Genomic DNA, 14,989 nt, shown 5'->3' on the forward strand with positions numbered 1-14,989 from the left:
TCATCGGCGAAGGCCGGCTCGAAATAGGCCAGCCCATCCTGGGCCATGCCGATCAGCGGCGTGGCGATGGACTGGTGCGCCCCGCCCTCCGGCGCCAGCGTGATGCCGGACGGGGTCGCCACCAGCATGAAGCGGGCATCCTGGTAGCAGGCGTAGTTCAACTGGTCGGCGCCGCGCATGATGAAGGGGTCGTAGACGGTGCCGATCGGCAGCAGCCGCTCCCCGAACAGGCTGTGCGACAGGCCGAGCGCCGCCAGCAGGATGAACAGGTTGGATTCGGCGATGCCCAGCTCCAGATGCTGGCCCTTCGGCGAGAATTCCCAGCTGTAGGTGGAGGGGATGCGCTCCTTCTTGAACAGGTCGGCCAGCTCGCTCTTGGCGAACAGCCCGCGCCGGTTCACCCAGGCCCCGAGGTTGGTGGACACGGTGACGTCGGGAGCCGTGGTGACGATGCGCTCGGCCAGCGGCGAGCGCTCCCGTCCGATCTCGTTCAGGGTCAGGCCGAAGGCGGCCTGGGTCGACAGGCTCTTCTGCGTCGGCACCGCCAGCGCGGCCGGCACGGCGACCGCCGGTGCCTCGTAGCGGCGGCGGCCCTTCTGTGCGAAGGGAACGCGGCGCAGGAAATCCTCCAGGGCGGAGTCCGGCAGCGAGAGTCCCTCGAAGCGGTCCCATTCACGACCCTCGCGGACCCTGTTGGCGGTGCGGAAGCCGTCCATCTGCTCGCGGGTCAGCAGGCCGGAATGGTTGTCCTTGTGACCGGCCAGCGGCAGACCGAAGCCCTTGACGGTGTAAGCGATGAAGCAGACCGGCCGGTCATGGGTGCGGGCCCGGGCGAAGGCCTCCAGCAGCGACGGCAGGTCATGGCCGCCGAGATTGCCCATCAGCCGGGCCAGCTCCTCGTCGTTGCGGCGCTCGATCAGGCGGGTGACGTCGCCCTGGTCGCCCAGATCGTCCATCAGGCGACGGCGCCATGCCGCTCCACCCTGATAGGTCAGGGCCGAATAGAGCTGGTTCGGACAGCTGTCGATCCAGTGGCGCAGCCGCTCGCCGCCGGGTTCCGTGAACGCCTCCTGCATCAGGGTTCCGTATTTCAGGATCACCACGTCCCAGCCGAAGGCGCGGAAGATGTTCTCCAGCCGCTCCCACAGCCCTTCGCGGATCACCGCATCCAGGCTCTGGCGGTTGTAGTCGACGATCCACCAGGTGTTGCGCACGCCGTGCTTCCAGCCCTCCTGCAGGGCTTCGAAGATGTTGCCTTCGTCCATCTCGGCGTCGCCGACCAGCGAGACCATGCGGCCTTCCGGCAGGCCGGGCGCCCAGCCCTTGGCCTTCAGATAATCCTGGACCAGCGAGGCGAAGAGGGTCTGCGCCACCCCCAGCCCGACCGAACCGGTGGAGAAATCGACATCGTCCACGTCCTTGGTACGGGACGGGTAGGACTGGGCGCCCTTGTAGCCGCGGAAATTCTCCAACTTCCCCCGCGTCTGGTTGCCCAGCAGATACTGGATGGCGTGGAAGATCGGGCTGGCGTGGGGCTTCACCGCCACCCGGTCCTCGGGCCGCAGGGCCGAGAAATAGAGCGCCGTCAGGATGGTCGCCATCGAGGCGCTGGAGGCCTGGTGGCCGCCGATCTTCATCCCGTCCAGGTTGGGGCGGACATGGTTGGCGTTGTGGATGGTCCAGGACGCAAGCCAGAGGACCTTGCGCTCCAGCTCCGCCAGGCAGGCGAGATCGGCGGGGGACGGCTGGTTCGCGGTCATGGTTCTGCTCCCAAACGCAGGTTTATGATTGGAGCAGCCTATCATTTGTGATCCGGCAGATGCTTGCGAAGTGGCGGCGGTCGCGGTTGCGCTTTAGCATCGGATGCCAGGATAAAACGGGAAACGGCATCTCATGCCAAAACAGCCCCTCGACCGCATCGACCGCAAGATTCTGTCCGCCCTTCAGCAAGACGGCCGGCTGCCCAACAACGAACTGGCGGAGCGGGTCGGCCTGTCGCCCTCCCCCTGCCTGCGCCGGGTCAAGGCGCTGGAGGATGCGGGCGTGATCGCCCGCTATGTCGCGCTGGTCGATCCGGCCTCCGTCGACCTGCCGGTCAACATCTTCGTCAGCGTCAGCCTGGAACGGCAGGTCGAGGCGCGGCTGGATGGGTTCGAGGCGGCGGTGATGGCACGGCCGGAGGTGCTGGAATGCTACCTGATGACCGGCGACGCCGATTACCTGCTGCGGGTGGTGGTGCCGGACCTCGCCAGCTATGAGCGGTTCCTGAAGGAGCACCTGACCCGCATCCCCGGCGTCGCCAACATCCGCTCCAGCTTCGCCTTGAAACAGGTGCGCTACCGCACCGCCCTGCCGCTGGAGCATCTGGGGGAATGAGGCCGCATCAGTCCGCTGCCGCAACCGGCTTGGCACGGCTGCCGACCAGCGGAACCAGCACCGCCGCGAGCAGGCACAGCGCGCCTGCGGTGGCGAAGGCCGGCAGATAAGTCTGCAACGCGGTGCGCGACAGGCCGGCGCCGAAGGCCGCCGTGGCGGCGCCCAGCTGGTGGCCGGCGAAAATCCAGCCGAAGACCAGATTGGCGCGTTCCCGGCCGAAGCGCTCCGCGGTGAGGCGCACGGTCGGCGGGACGGTGGCGATCCAGTCCAGCCCATAGAAGACGGCGAAGACCGACAGGCCGTAGAGGGTGAAGTCCGAATAGGGCAGATAGAGCAGCGACAGACCGCGCAGGCCGTAATACCAGACCAGGAGCCAGCGGTTGTCGTAGCGGTCGGACAGCCAGCCCGACCCGACGGTGCCGACGAAGTCGAAGATGCCCATCAGGGCCAGAAGGCCGGCGGCCTGCACCTCCGGCACGCTGAAATCGACGCAGAGCGGGATCAGGTGGGTCTGTATCAGGCCGTTGGTGCTGGCACCACAGATGAAGAAGGTCGCGAACAGAACCCAGAAGGCCCGCGTCCCCGCGGCGTCGCGCAACGCTCCCAGCGCGGCCGACAGGATGGCGCCGGCCGGGGCGGCAGGAGCCGCGGCCCCGACCTCGCCAAAGGCGGGCAGGCCGAGGTCGGCAGGGCGGTCCCGCATCAGCGCCAGCATCGCCAGGGCGGCCACGGCGATGAGACCGCACAGCAGGGCGATGGCGGTGCGCCAGCCATAGGCCTCCGTCAGCATCGACAGCAGCGGCATGAAGACCAGCTGCCCGGTGGCCGAGCTGGCTGTCAGCAGCCCGATCACCAGCCCGCGGCGGGCGACGAACCAGCGGGTGGCGATGGTGGCGCCCAGCACCATGGCGGTCAGGCCGGTGCCGAAGCCGACGACGAACCCCCACAGCAGGATCAGTTGCCACACCTCCCGCATCGCCAGCGAAGCCAGCAGCCCGCCGCCGACCAGCGTCAGCGAGGAGAGCACCATGCGGCGGACGCCGAAGCGGTTGATCATCGCGGCGGCGAAGGGCCCCATCAGCCCGAACAGCAGCAGGCGGATCGCCATGGCGGTGGAGATGTCGGCGGTGTCCCAGCCGAACTCCCGTTGGAGCGGCAGCAGCAGGACGCCGGGCGCGCCGACCGCCCCGGCCGACACCAGCATGGACAGGAAGGTGACGGCGACGACGACCCAGGCATAATGGATGTCGCGCCGCGCCAGGGCGGCGGCGAGGGGGGTGGACAGCATCGGCTGGGGTCTCCGGGGACTGGCTTGCTATGGGCCCTGTTGGTGGAGCCGGTTATTGAGCGGTCACGCCGCCGTCGATGTTGATCGACTGGCCGGTGACGAAGCCGGCGGCGTCGGAGCAGAGCCAGAGCACCGCCGCGGCGACCTCTTCCGGACGGCCGACACGGCCGACGGGATGGCGCGGCCCCATCACCGCCTCCACTTGCTCGGCACCGCCGAAGGACGCCTGGGTCATCGGCGTCTGGATGATCGCCGGGCAGACGGCGTTGACACGCACGCCGAAGGACGCGACCTCGATGGCCGCGGTGCGGGTCAGCCCCTCCACCGCCGCCTTGCTGGCGGAATAGGCGGCGTTGCCGGCCATGCCGATTTGCCCGAGCACCGACCCGGTGTTCACGACCGCGCCGCGGCCCTGACGGCGCATGATCGCCAGTTCATGCTTCAGGCAAAGCCAGACGCCCTTCACATTGACGGTCAGGACGCGGTCGAAGTCGGCCTCGTCCATATCGGTGACGGGAGCGACCTGATGGATGCCGGCATTGTTGAAGGCAGCGTCGAGGCGGCCGTGGTCGCGCTCGATCCGCTCGAAGAGGGCGGCGACCTCCGCCCCGTCGGCCACATCGGCGGCCACGAACTGGCCTATGCCGCCGGCCCGGCCGATCAGCTCCACCGTCTCCAGCCCCTCCGCCTCGCGCCGGCCGGTGACGATCACCGTCGCCCCCGCACCGGCAAAGGCCAGCGCCGTCGTCCGCCCGATCCCCGACGTGCCGCCGGTGACCAGGGCGACCCGCCCGCTCATGTCCGCACCGGTCGTGTTCATCGCAGCGCTCATGGCCCTCTCCTGTCTTTAGGTCCGGCTTGTGCGCGCCGGCCGGTGCCGGGCGCCATTGATGACGATCATAATCAATTTTGATTTTGATGATGTCCATAATGAAAACGACGGACGAGCCCGGTTTCCCGGAGCCCCAGCCATGCGCCGCCCGAATGGCGCAACGCCGCAATCGACACCACATCTGCGCGGAACGGACGGGAACCGCGGGAACAGGCGGCGACGGACCGTGAACGCCCACCCAGTCGGGAGGCTTATTCTGGTCTTGGTTGCGACGCCGCCCAACAGCGGCAACCGGAACTGCGCATGGCATCCACCACGCCGCAAATCACCGGTCCGCGGGTCCTTCGGCAGGGCATGTGATGGCCCCGACACAGGACCCTACCCTTCGATTCAGGTTCACAAGGATAAGCTTGACCCTTGCCGCGCAACGGATCATGAAGGCGCGACCATGCCCGTTCATGTAACCGCATGTATCCGGCGCAGTCGGGTCTTCCACTTTCTTTCGGTTGGGCGAATGTTGCTTTCGCAGCGCTTGGGCAGCCCAAGACTTGTCATCTCCCATCGGTACGGGTGCCGGCAAGCCGAGCAGCAAGCATTCGTTAACCATAAAGCGCCACAACTTGAGAGCGGCCGATTGCCGCGTTCAGCCGACCGCCGGGACCGTATGCCGATCGGGTCCGTTTGGCGCCACCGCGCTGATTCCTTTTGGAAGGCTGACACAGCGTGACTCTGCTGACTGCGCGGGCCAACGGCCCGACCGATGTTTCCCCGGCCGGTCAATCGACGATCTCCGCTCCGTGGACCGCAACTCCGACGGTCCCGACGCTGAGCGGCCGGGTCGACCCGTCCCTTCTGCGCGACGAACTGCTGTCCGACATTCCGCAGGCGACCGCTGCGGCGCATCCGGACCGTACGGCCATCGTCTATGAAGGCCGGCGCGTCACCTATGCCGAGTTGGATGCGCGCGCCAACCGGGTCGCCCGCGGCCTGCGGGCGCGCGGGATCGGCCCTGGCTGCTTCGTCGGGCTGTGGATGGCGCGGTCGCTCGACCTGCATGTGGCGCTGCTGGGCATCCTGAAGGCCGGTGCGGCCTATCTGCCCTTCGACGCCGATGCCCCGGCGGAGCGCGTGGCGGTCAGCCTGACCGACTGCGCCGCCCCGGCGATCCTGATCGATCTGGTGACCGGCACCAAGGCGGCGACGCTGGCGGCAAGCGGCGCCGATGTCCAGGTCCTGCGCATCGGCGATGTGCTGAGCGACAGCGAGGAGCCGTTCGACCTGCGGGCCGACGGGGTGACGCCGGACAGCCCGGCCTACGCCATCTACACCTCGGGCTCGACCGGCAAGCCCAAGGGCATCGTCATCAGCCACCGCAACATCTGCCATTACCTGCGCGCCGCCAACAGCGTCTACGGCATCACCGCCGACGATGTGGCGTTCCAGGGCGCGTCGGTGGCCTTCGACCTGTCGCTGGAAGAGATCTTCGTCCCCTATCTGGCCGGCGCCACCCTGTGGGTCGCCAGCCGCCAAGTGCTGGACGAGGCCGACCGGCTGGCCGACGTGCTGACCGAGGCCGGCGTCACTGTGCTGGACACCGTCCCCACCCTGCTGGCGATGCTGCCGAAGGACATTCCCTCGTTGCGCGTCGTCATCCTGGGCGGTGAGGCCTGCCCGCCGGCCGTGGCGTCGCGCTGGTGCCGGCCGGGCCGGCGCCTGTTCAACAGCTACGGCCCGACCGAGGCGACCGTCGTCGCCACGGTGGCCGAGGTTCATCCCGACACCCCCGTCACCATCGGCCGCCCGATCCCCAACTACACCTGCTATGTGGTGGACGAGGCGTTGCAGCCGGTGGCCCCCGGCACCCAGGGCGAGCTGCTGATCGGCGGCCCCGGCGTCGCCCAGGGCTATCTCGGCCGGCCGGAGCTGACGGCGGAGAAGTTCATCGCCAACCCGTTCCGCTCCGGTACGCCAAGCCCACATCCGGATCCCCTGCTCTACCGCTCCGGCGACGCGGTCAGCGTCGATGCCGACGGCAACCTGCGTTTCCATGGCCGCATCGACGATCAGGTGAAGATCCGCGGCTTCCGGCTGGAGCTGGGCGAGATCGAGGCGAAGCTGACCGACTTGGCCGGCGTCGCCCAGGCCACGGTGGTCCTGCGTACCGACAACGGGCTGGACCGTCTGGTCGCCTTCCTGGTCGCGCAGCCCGGCGCCTCCCTCGACAAGACGGCGCTGCGCGACGCGCTGCGGGCGCAGCTGCCCGCCTACATGGTGCCCGCGCACTACGAGCAGGTGGCGGAACTGCCGCGCCTGACCTCCGGCAAGGCCGACCGCAAGACGCTCCAGGCGATGGCCCTGACCGAGGATGCCGGTGCGGGTGAGCAGGAGGAGCCGCGCAGCCCGACCGAGGCGACGCTGCTGGAGGCCGCCCGCCGTGTCTTCCCCGGCCAGTCGATCCCGCTGGAGGCCGACTTCTTCCTCGACCTGGGCGGCCATTCGCTGCTGGCGGCGCGCTTCGTTTCGGCGGTGCGCGAGACCGCCGGGCTGTCCGGCCTGACCCTCCAGGACGTCTATGGCGCCCGCACGCTGCGGGCGATGGCCGAACGGCTCGATGCCAAGGCTCCGGCGGGTCACGGCGCCAAGCCGGCCGACCTGTCCTTCGATCCGCCGCCGCTGGCCCGCCGGCTGCTGTGCGGCCTGGCCCAGGCCGCGGCGTTGCCGATCATCCTGGCGCTGATGACGGTGCAGTGGCTTGGCGTGTTCGTCAGCTACATGCTGCTGTCGGGCGAGGATGCCGGGATCCTCGGCGAAATCACCACGATGTTCGGCGTCTACGTCGTCATCAACATCGCCACCGTCGCCATCGCCGTCGCGGCGAAATGGCTGATCATCGGCCGGACCAAGCCGGGCCGCTACCCGCTGTGGGGCGTCTATTATTACCGCTGGTGGCTGGCCCAGCGCTTCATCGCGCTGGTCCACCTGAAATGGTTCCAGGGGTCGCCGGTGATGCGGCTGCTCCTGCGCGCGCTCGGCGCCAAGGTCGGCGCCGATGCGATGATCGGCGAGTTCGAATCCGGCGCCATCGATCTGGTCAGCATCGGCCGCGGCGCCTCGACCGGCGGCAAGGTGAAGATGGCCAATGCCGAGGTGATCGGCAACGAGCTGGTGATCGGCACCATCGAGATCGGCGACGACGCCTATATCGGCACTTCCTGCGTCATCGGCCATGATGCCGTCGTCGGCAAGAGCACCGAGCTGGCCGACCTGACCGCGCTCGCCGCCGGCACCCACACCGGCGATTACGAGCAGTGGGACGGTTCGCCCGCCCGCAAGGTCGGCACCGTCGACCGCGCCGCCCTTCCCGAGGAGCCGCGCGCCGGCATCGTCAAGCGCGCCGCCCAGACGCTGATCTATCTGGTCGCCCTGGTCGGCCTGCCGCCGGTGGCGCTGATCCCGATCTTCCCGGCCTTCTACCTGTTCGACAAGCTCGACGCCTGGATGGGCGGGGTGTTCAAGGTCAACTACCTCTACTATGTCCCCGCCATCGCATGGCCGACCGCCATGTTCCTGGTGGCCTTCACCGTGCTGCTGATCGCCGCCATGCGCTGGATCGTGCTGCCGAAGGTGGAGGCCGGCTCCTACTCGGTCCACAGCTGGTTCTACGTCCGCAAATGGGTCGTGGCGCTGGCGACCGAGGTGATGCTGGAAACCCTCAGCTCGCTGTACGCCACCGTCTACATGCGGGCCTGGTACCGCCTGATGGGTGCCAAGATCGGCCGCGACGCCGAGATCTCGACCAACCTCGCCGGCCGCTACGATCTGGTGGAGATCGGCGAGAAATGCTTCATCGCCGACGAGGTGGTGCTGGGCGACGAGGACATCCGCCGCGGCTGGATGCATCTGCAACCGGTGAAGACCGAGGCCCGCGTGTTCGTCGGCAACGACGCCGTGGTGCCGCCGGGCGCCTCCATCCCCACCGGCACGCTGATCGGCATCAAGTCCAAGCCGCCGGCGAACGCCGAGATGCAAGCCGGCGACACTTGGTTCGGCAGCCCGCCGATCAAGCTGCCGGTGCGCCAGAAGTTCGACAACGTGTCGGCCAACTGGACCTTCGAGCCGTCGCGCGCCCGCCGTCTGGGACGCGCCGTGTTCGAGGCGTTCAGCCTGTCGATGCCGTCGATGCTGTTCATCACCTTCGGCACCTTCGCGGTGGAGTTCTTCGCCCCCGCCATTCTCGACCAGCGCTGGGGCGCCTTCGCCTGGCAGTTCCTGGCGGTCAGCGTCGCCATCCCTGTGGCGATGGTGCTGGTGGTGGCGCTGGTGAAATGGCTGCTGATGGGCCGCTACGCCCCGACCATGAAGCCGATGTGGTCCTGGTGGGCCATGCGGACCGAGGCGGTTGCCGTGCTGTACTGGGGTCTGGCCGGCAAGGTCCTGCTCGACCATCTGCGCGGCACGCCGATGCTGCCCTGGGTGCTGCGCCTGTTCGGCACCAAGTTCGGCCAGGGCGTCTACATGGACACCACCGACATCACCGAGTTCGACTGCGTGTCGGTCGGCGACTATAGCGCGATCAACGCCCTGTCGGCCTTGCAGACCCACCTGTACGAGGACCGTGTGATGAAGGTCGGCCGGGTGTCGGTCGGGACCGGCGTCACCGTCGGGGCCGGCGCCACGGTGCTCTATGACACCCATGTCGGCGACTTCGCCCGCCTGGGCCCGCTGACGCTTGTGATGAAGGGCGAGGAAATCCCCGCCCACGGCGAGTGGGTGGGCGCCCCGGCCGAACCGGCACCGCAGGCCCATGCGGCGGTCGACAAGCGGGTGAGGGCGGCGGCGTAAACAGCCGGCGTCAGTGAGTGGAAGAAAAGGCTGGTATTACCATTGCGGTGTACCGGCCTTTTCTTTTGCCTGTCTTCGGCCCTTCAGTCATCTGACGACAAACCGTCGCGCGCTGTTACTCCTGCCGGTGGTTGTCTCCGCGCGGGAGCGGTGTATAAGGGGGGCCGAGCGCGGCCTGCCCCCTTCGCGCGCACGGCCGGGCCTTGTGCCCTGCGGAGGCGAACGGCGGCCGTTGGATCGTCATGAAGGAACGCCCCAATGCCCGACGACATCGCCTCAGCCCGCGGCCTGTTTCCGCTCGCCAAGGACGACACGACCTACCGCAAGCTGACCTCGGATCACGTCTCGGTCGTCGAGTTCGACGGCGAGCAGATCCTGAAGGTCGAGCCGGAAGGTCTGCGCCTGCTGGCCGAGGCTGCCTTCTCCGACATCAACCATCTGCTGCGGCCGGGCCATCTGGCCCAGCTCGCCAAGATCCTGGACGATGGGGAAGCGTCGGCCAACGACCGTTTCGTGGCGCTCGACCTGCTGAAGAACGCCAACATCGCCGCCGCCGGCACCCTGCCGATGTGCCAGGACACCGGCACCGCCATCATCATGGGCAAGAAGGGCCGCCGCGTCTGGACCAAGGGCGGTGACGAGACCGCCCTGTCGGAAGGGGCCCGCGACGCCTACCTGAAGCGCAACCTGCGCTACAGCCAGCTTGCGCCGATCTCCATGTATGAGGAGAAGAACACCCGCAACAACCTGCCGGCGCAGATCGACATCTATTCCGAGGGCGAGGACTATTACAAGTTCCTGTTCATGGCCAAGGGTGGCGGGTCGGCCAACAAGACCTTCCTGCATCAGGCCACCCCGTCGGTTCTGGCGCCCGACCGGCTGCTGAAGTTCCTGGAAGACAAGATCCGCTATCTCGGCACCTCGGCCTGCCCGCCCTACCACCTCGCCATCGTCATCGGCGGCCTGTCGGCGGAGCAGAACCTGAAGACGGTGAAGCTGGCCTCGGCCCGCTATCTCGACAATCTGCCGACCGAGGGCGGCGAGGACGCGCACGCCTTCCGCGATCTGGCGATGGAGGCCGAGGTCCACAAGCTGACCCAGAACATGGGCATCGGCGCCCAGTTCGGCGGCAAGTATTTCTGCCACGACGTCCGCGTCATCCGCCTGCCGCGCCACGGCGCCTCGATGCCGATCGGCATCGGCGTGTCCTGCTCGGCCGACCGTCAGGCGGTGGGCAAGATCACCAAGGACGGCATCTTCCTGGAGCAGTTGGAGACCGATCCGGCCCAGTATCTGCCGGAGATCGGTGACGAGCATCTGTCGGACGACGTCGTAAGGATCGACCTGAACCAGCCGATGGAACAGATCCGCGCCACGCTGAGCCAGTATCCGATCCGCACCCGCCTGTCGCTGACCGGCCCGCTGATCGTCGCCCGCGATCTGGCCCACGCCAAGCTGCGCGCCCGCCTGGACGCCGGCGAGCCGCTGCCGGACTATTTCAAGAACCATCCGATCTACTATGCCGGCCCGGCCAAGACGCCGGAAGGCTACGCCTCGGGCTCCTTCGGGCCGACGACAGCCGGCCGCATGGACAGCTTCGTCGACCAGTTCCAGGCGGCGGGCGGCTCCATGGTCATGCTGGCCAAGGGCAACCGCAGTGCGGAAGTGACGGCGGCCTGCAAGCAGCATGGCGGCTTCTATCTCGGCTCCATCGGCGGTGCCGCCGCCCGTCTGGCCCAGGACTGCATCAAGAAGGTGGAGTGCGTCGAGTATCCCGAACTCGGCATGGAAGCCATCTGGCGCATCGAGGTGGAGGACTTCCCGGCCTTCATCATCGTCGATGACAAGGGCAACGACTTCTTCAAGGAGTTGAAGCTCGCCTGACCCTGTCTGACAGGACGTGAAGGGGCGCGGCGCCTTGCAGGAGGCACCGCGCCCTTTTCCCTGCCCGCTTGCGGGATGGCACCTGGGGCGCCTATCTTCATCGCATCGGGATCGGGGCATCGGGATCGGGAAGGACTGTGCAATGGACGGTGTCTATGACCGGCGTGCGCCGAAGCGGGACATCACCTTGTCGCTGGACGAGGACATCCTGCAACGCGCCCAGTCCCTTCCCGGCGACCTGTCGGAACGAGTCGAAAAGATGCTGGCCGACGAGGTGGCGAAGGCGGATCGTGAGCGTCGCCTGGATGCCACGATCAAGGCGCTGAACGAGTTCGACGCCAGATACGGCTCCTTCGCCGATGAACATCTCGATCACCTGTGATGGCTCAATTCGATGTTCATCGGAACCGAACAGCAATGCGTTCGGGCATACCGTATCTGGTGATAGTCCAGTCACAGCGTTTCGACGCATCGGCACGCAGGGTGGTCGCGCCGCTGCTGCTGGCTGACAAGCTCCAGTGCACGGAACCCTCCTTGACCCCGAAGTTCGAGATCGAGGGCCATGGCGTCGTTTTGAACCCGCTTCAGCTCGCCTCCGTTCCGATGGACCAACTCGGCGAGAGGGTCTGCTGCCTCGCCGACGACAGCGACCGCATCATCGCCGCCATCGACCTTTTGATTTCCCGTGCCTGGGGATGAGTAGCCCGTGACACCCACCCAAATCCAAGACCGCATCCTGTACCGCGACGGGCTGATGCTGATCCTCGACAAGCCCGCCGGGTTGCCGGTCCATGCCGGTCCTGCCGGCGGACCGAACCTGGAGCGGCATTTCGACGCGCTGCGCTTCGGCTTTCCCAAGCCCCCGTCGCTGGCCCACCGGCTGGACCGCGACACGTCGGGCTGCCTGATCCTCGGCCGCCATGCCAAGGCGTTGCGCAAGATCGGCATCCTGTTCCAGAACGGCAAGGTCGATAAGACCTATTGGGCGGTGGTCGCCGGCACGCCGCCCCAGGAGTCCGGGCGGATCGAACTGCCGCTCGCCAAGGTGTCCAACAAGACCGGCGGCTGGCGCATCGTCGGTTCGCCCGACGGACAGGCGGCGGTCACCGATTATGTCGTGCGCGGGCAGGCCGATGGGCTCACTTGGCTGGAACTGACGCCGCACACCGGCCGGACCCACCAGATCCGCGTCCATTGCGCCTCCATCGGCTGTCCGCTGGTCGGCGACCCGCAATATGGCGGGCCGGACGGCAAGCCGCTGCATCTGCACTCCCGCGCCATCTCGCTGCCGCTCTACCCCAAGCGCGATCCGGTCGGCGCCGTGGCCCCGGTTCCGCCCCACATGCGGGCGGCGCTGGAAGCCTGCGGCTTTACCGAAGCGTCATAGCGTCGCCGCCACGCTCTGGCCTTGCTGCGATGCGGCAGGCTGCCCCATGATCGGTACCGCATTGGGGCGATCACGGCCCGGGGGACGAGCGCATGATACCGATCGGCACGACGACAGCCCGTTGGATGACCCTGCGCTACGCCCTGGCGCTGACCTTGATCGCGCTGGGCACGCTGGCCGGCTTCGTCATGACGGAGCGGGTGATCGGCCAGCATGAACGCATGCTGGAGGTCGTCAATGTCTCCGGCCGCCAGCGCATGCTGTCGCAGCGGACGGCCCTGCTGGTGGAACAGCTGAGGAGCGCCACCGATCCGGCGGTGCGCGCCGACCTTGCCAAGCGGCTGGACGAGGCCACGGGCATGTTCGAGGCGACCCACCGGCGCCTGAGCGGCCAGTCCGGGTCGGAGGAAGGCCCGCCGCTGGGTCCGCCGCCGCGCGACCTGTTCTTCAGCGGCCCCGACCCGCTCGACCCGGTGGTGACCGGGCATATCGCCGCCTTGCGCCGCGTTATCGCCGCCGCGTCCACCGGCCAGCCGCCGGACCCCGCCGAAGCCAACCGCATTACCGCTCAAGCGCTCGGCCCGCTGCTGGACCGGCTTGAAGAGATGGTCGCCCTTTACCAGGAGGAGGGCGAGGCGGGCTTCCAGACCCTGCACCGGCTGGGCTTGGCGGCGCTGCTGATCACCCTGCTGATCCTGGCGGTGGAGGCGCTGGCGATCTTCCGGCCGATGACGCGGCAGGTGCGCCGGCAGTTCACCGAAATCTTGCGCATGGCGGAAACCATCGAGCGGGCCAACGCCACGCTGGAACAGCAGGTGCGCGAGCGGACGGCCGAACTGCACACCGCCAAGACCGCGGCGGAGCAGGCGCACCGGGCGAAGTCCCGTTTCCTCGCCCATGCCAGCCACGACCTGCAGCAACCGCTGCAGGCCATCGGCATGTTCACCGGCATGCTGGAACGCCAGCCGCAGAGCGGCAAGGCGGCGGCCCTGCTGACCGACCTGAAGGCGGCGCAACGGTCGATGCGCGACCTGCTGAACGCGATCCTCGACATCTCCAAGCTGGAATCGGGGGTGGTGTCGCCGAAGCCGGCCGACCTGCCGCTCTCCCCCCTGCTCGACCAGCTCGAGGCCGAGTTCGCCGGACAGGCGGAGGCGAAGGGGCTGCGGCTCCGCGCCATCCCGACCGATGCGGTCGTGCGCAGCGATCCGGCCCTACTGGAGCGGATCGTCCGCAACCTGATCGCCAACGCCATCCGCTACACCGAGAGCGGCGGCGTGCTGGTCGGCTGCCGCACCCGTGGCGACACGCTGTGGATCGAGGTCTACGACACCGGCCGCGGCATCGCCGAGCCCGACCGCCAGCGCATCTTCGAGGAATTCGTCCAGCTCGACCGTCCCGACCGCGACCGCAGCGAGGGCATCGGCCTCGGCCTCGCCATCGTCGAACGTCTGGCCCGGCTGCTGGGGCATCCAGTGACGGTGCGGTCGGTGGAAGGGCGTGGAACCGTGTTCGCCGTGGGCGTGCCGCTGGCGGGGTGATATTGTCGCTCCATGAAGGACGATCTTGTGTAATTTCGCCTGATTGTTCGATTTGCTGTCCGGTGCCAAATTCCCCTCCAGACAAGGGCACACACCCCGAAGGCAAAGGAGGGTTTCATCATGATCACCATTCGCCATCGCGACGAGCGTGGGGTCGCCAACATGGGTTGGCTGAACAGCAACCACAGCTTCTCGTTCGGCCACTACCTGGATCCCGGCCATATGGGCTTCCGCGCCCTGCGGGTCATCAACGAGGATCGGGTGATCCCCGGCGCCGGCTTCCCCACCCATGGGCACGCCAACATGGAGATCGTCTCCTATGTGCTGAACGGCGCGCTGGAGCACAAGGACTCCATCGGCACCGGGTCGGTGATCCGTCCGGGCGAGGTCCAGGTGATGAGCGCCGGCCGCGGCATCCGCCACAGCGAATACAATGCGTCGGACACCGAACCGGTGCATTTCCTCCAGATCTGGATCCTGCCGGAGGCCAACAACCTGGCGCCCGGCTACCAGCAGGCGGACTTCCCGGCCGAGCAGAAGCGCGGCACGCTGAAGCTGGTCGGGTCGCGGGACGGCCGTGACGGCAGCACCGTCATCCATCAGGATGTCGACCTGTATGCCGCCCTGCTGGACGGCGAGGAAAGCGCCACGCTGCCGCTGCGCCCCGGCCGCCATGCCTGGGTCCAGGTCGCCCGCGGCTGGGTCCATCTGAACGGCACCCTGCTGAAGGCCGGCGACGGCGCAGCCCTGTCCAACGAGGAGGCGGTGACGCTGGACCGGGCTTATGAGGCCGAAGTGCTGGTCTTCGACCTCGCATGAGGTGTCGGGCTTGACATAAA

General features: G+C 67.9%; 11 protein-coding genes (1 of these 11 cut by a window edge). 8 read left to right on the forward strand and 3 right to left on the reverse strand.

The features are described from left to right. Positions 1 to 1,760: the 5' portion of a thiamine pyrophosphate-binding protein gene (locus tag ACWPN8_RS02005; protein ID WP_492239727.1), read on the reverse strand. 652 nt of this gene lie to the left of the window's left edge; only the first 1,760 of its 2,412 coding nucleotides appear in the window; its start codon is at positions 1,758 to 1,760; its stop codon lies beyond the left edge, outside the window. Between the two features lie 133 nt (positions 1,761 to 1,893). Between ACWPN8_RS02005 and ACWPN8_RS02010 the strand changes: the two genes are divergently transcribed. Continuing rightward, on the forward strand, positions 1,894 to 2,376 hold the full coding sequence (locus ACWPN8_RS02010) for an Lrp/AsnC family transcriptional regulator (RefSeq protein ID WP_109446087.1): 483 nt from the start codon (positions 1,894 to 1,896) through the stop codon (positions 2,374 to 2,376). Between the two features lie 7 nt (positions 2,377 to 2,383). On the opposite strand, the gene ACWPN8_RS02015 is transcribed toward ACWPN8_RS02010, so the two are convergent. After that, entirely contained in the window at positions 2,384 to 3,664 is a 1,281-nt protein-coding gene (locus ACWPN8_RS02015; protein WP_492239729.1) for an MFS transporter, read from the reverse strand. Positions 3,665 to 3,716: 52 nt separating this feature from the next. Further along, positions 3,717 to 4,496: an SDR family NAD(P)-dependent oxidoreductase gene (locus tag ACWPN8_RS02020; protein WP_492239730.1), complete on the reverse strand. Its 780-nt coding sequence runs from the start codon at positions 4,494 to 4,496 to the stop codon at positions 3,717 to 3,719. Between the two features lie 723 nt (positions 4,497 to 5,219). On the opposite strand from ACWPN8_RS02020, the gene ACWPN8_RS02025 reads away from it, so the two are divergent. From ACWPN8_RS02025 to ACWPN8_RS02055, 7 genes are all read left to right on the forward strand, one after another. Beyond that, on the forward strand, positions 5,220 to 9,338 hold the full coding sequence (locus tag ACWPN8_RS02025) for a Pls/PosA family non-ribosomal peptide synthetase (RefSeq protein WP_492239732.1): 4,119 nt from the start codon (positions 5,220 to 5,222) through the stop codon (positions 9,336 to 9,338). A gap of 258 nt (positions 9,339 to 9,596) precedes the next feature. Continuing rightward, complete coding sequence (locus ACWPN8_RS02030; RefSeq protein ID WP_492239734.1) at positions 9,597 to 11,222, forward strand: fumarate hydratase; 1,626 nt, start codon at positions 9,597 to 9,599, stop codon at positions 11,220 to 11,222. Positions 11,223 to 11,364: 142 nt separating this feature from the next. Further along, positions 11,365 to 11,604, forward strand: coding sequence for a type II toxin-antitoxin system CcdA family antitoxin (locus ACWPN8_RS02035; protein ID WP_109446079.1), 240 nt, complete (start codon positions 11,365 to 11,367; stop codon positions 11,602 to 11,604). Then, on the forward strand, positions 11,604 to 11,921 hold the full coding sequence (locus ACWPN8_RS02040) for a CcdB family protein (protein WP_492239735.1): 318 nt from the start codon (positions 11,604 to 11,606) through the stop codon (positions 11,919 to 11,921). The genes ACWPN8_RS02035 and ACWPN8_RS02040 overlap by 1 nt, the downstream gene beginning before the upstream one ends. 7 nt (positions 11,922 to 11,928) lie before the next feature. Next, positions 11,929 to 12,609, forward strand: coding sequence for an RluA family pseudouridine synthase (locus ACWPN8_RS02045; RefSeq protein ID WP_492239737.1), 681 nt, complete (start codon positions 11,929 to 11,931; stop codon positions 12,607 to 12,609). 92 nt (positions 12,610 to 12,701) lie between these two features. Further along, a complete protein-coding gene (locus ACWPN8_RS02050) occupies positions 12,702 to 14,150 on the forward strand; it encodes an ATP-binding protein (RefSeq protein WP_492239738.1) in 1,449 nt (482 codons plus the stop codon). 120 nt (positions 14,151 to 14,270) lie between these two features. Beyond that, positions 14,271 to 14,969 carry a pirin family protein gene (locus ACWPN8_RS02055; RefSeq protein ID WP_109446071.1) on the forward strand — a complete coding sequence of 233 codons (699 nt, stop codon included), beginning with the start codon at positions 14,271 to 14,273 and terminating at the stop codon, positions 14,967 to 14,969. Positions 14,970 to 14,989 lie beyond the last annotated feature (20 nt).

It is taken from the genome of Azospirillum sp. UENF 112521 (genome assembly GCF_058780665.1).

Bases quoted from the DNA above. Each gene is read 5' to 3' on its own strand.
- ACWPN8_RS02030 (WP_492239734.1), top strand. From the start codon at position 9,597: ATGCCCGACGACATCGCCTCAGCCCGCGGCCTGTTTCCGCTCGCCAAG.
- ACWPN8_RS02010 (WP_109446087.1), top strand. From the start codon at position 1,894: ATGCCAAAACAGCCCCTCGACCGCATCGACCGCAAGATTCTGTCCGCC.
- ACWPN8_RS02050 (WP_492239738.1), top strand. From the start codon at position 12,702: ATGATACCGATCGGCACGACGACAGCCCGTTGGATGACCCTGCGCTAC.
- ACWPN8_RS02020 (WP_492239730.1), bottom strand. From the start codon at position 4,496: ATGAGCGCTGCGATGAACACGACCGGTGCGGACATGAGCGGGCGGGTC.
- ACWPN8_RS02055 (WP_109446071.1), top strand. From the start codon at position 14,271: ATGATCACCATTCGCCATCGCGACGAGCGTGGGGTCGCCAACATGGGT.
- ACWPN8_RS02015 (WP_492239729.1), bottom strand. From the start codon at position 3,664: ATGCTGTCCACCCCCCTCGCCGCCGCCCTGGCGCGGCGCGACATCCAT.
- ACWPN8_RS02040 (WP_492239735.1), top strand. From the start codon at position 11,604: ATGGCTCAATTCGATGTTCATCGGAACCGAACAGCAATGCGTTCGGGC.
- ACWPN8_RS02035 (WP_109446079.1), top strand. From the start codon at position 11,365: ATGGACGGTGTCTATGACCGGCGTGCGCCGAAGCGGGACATCACCTTG.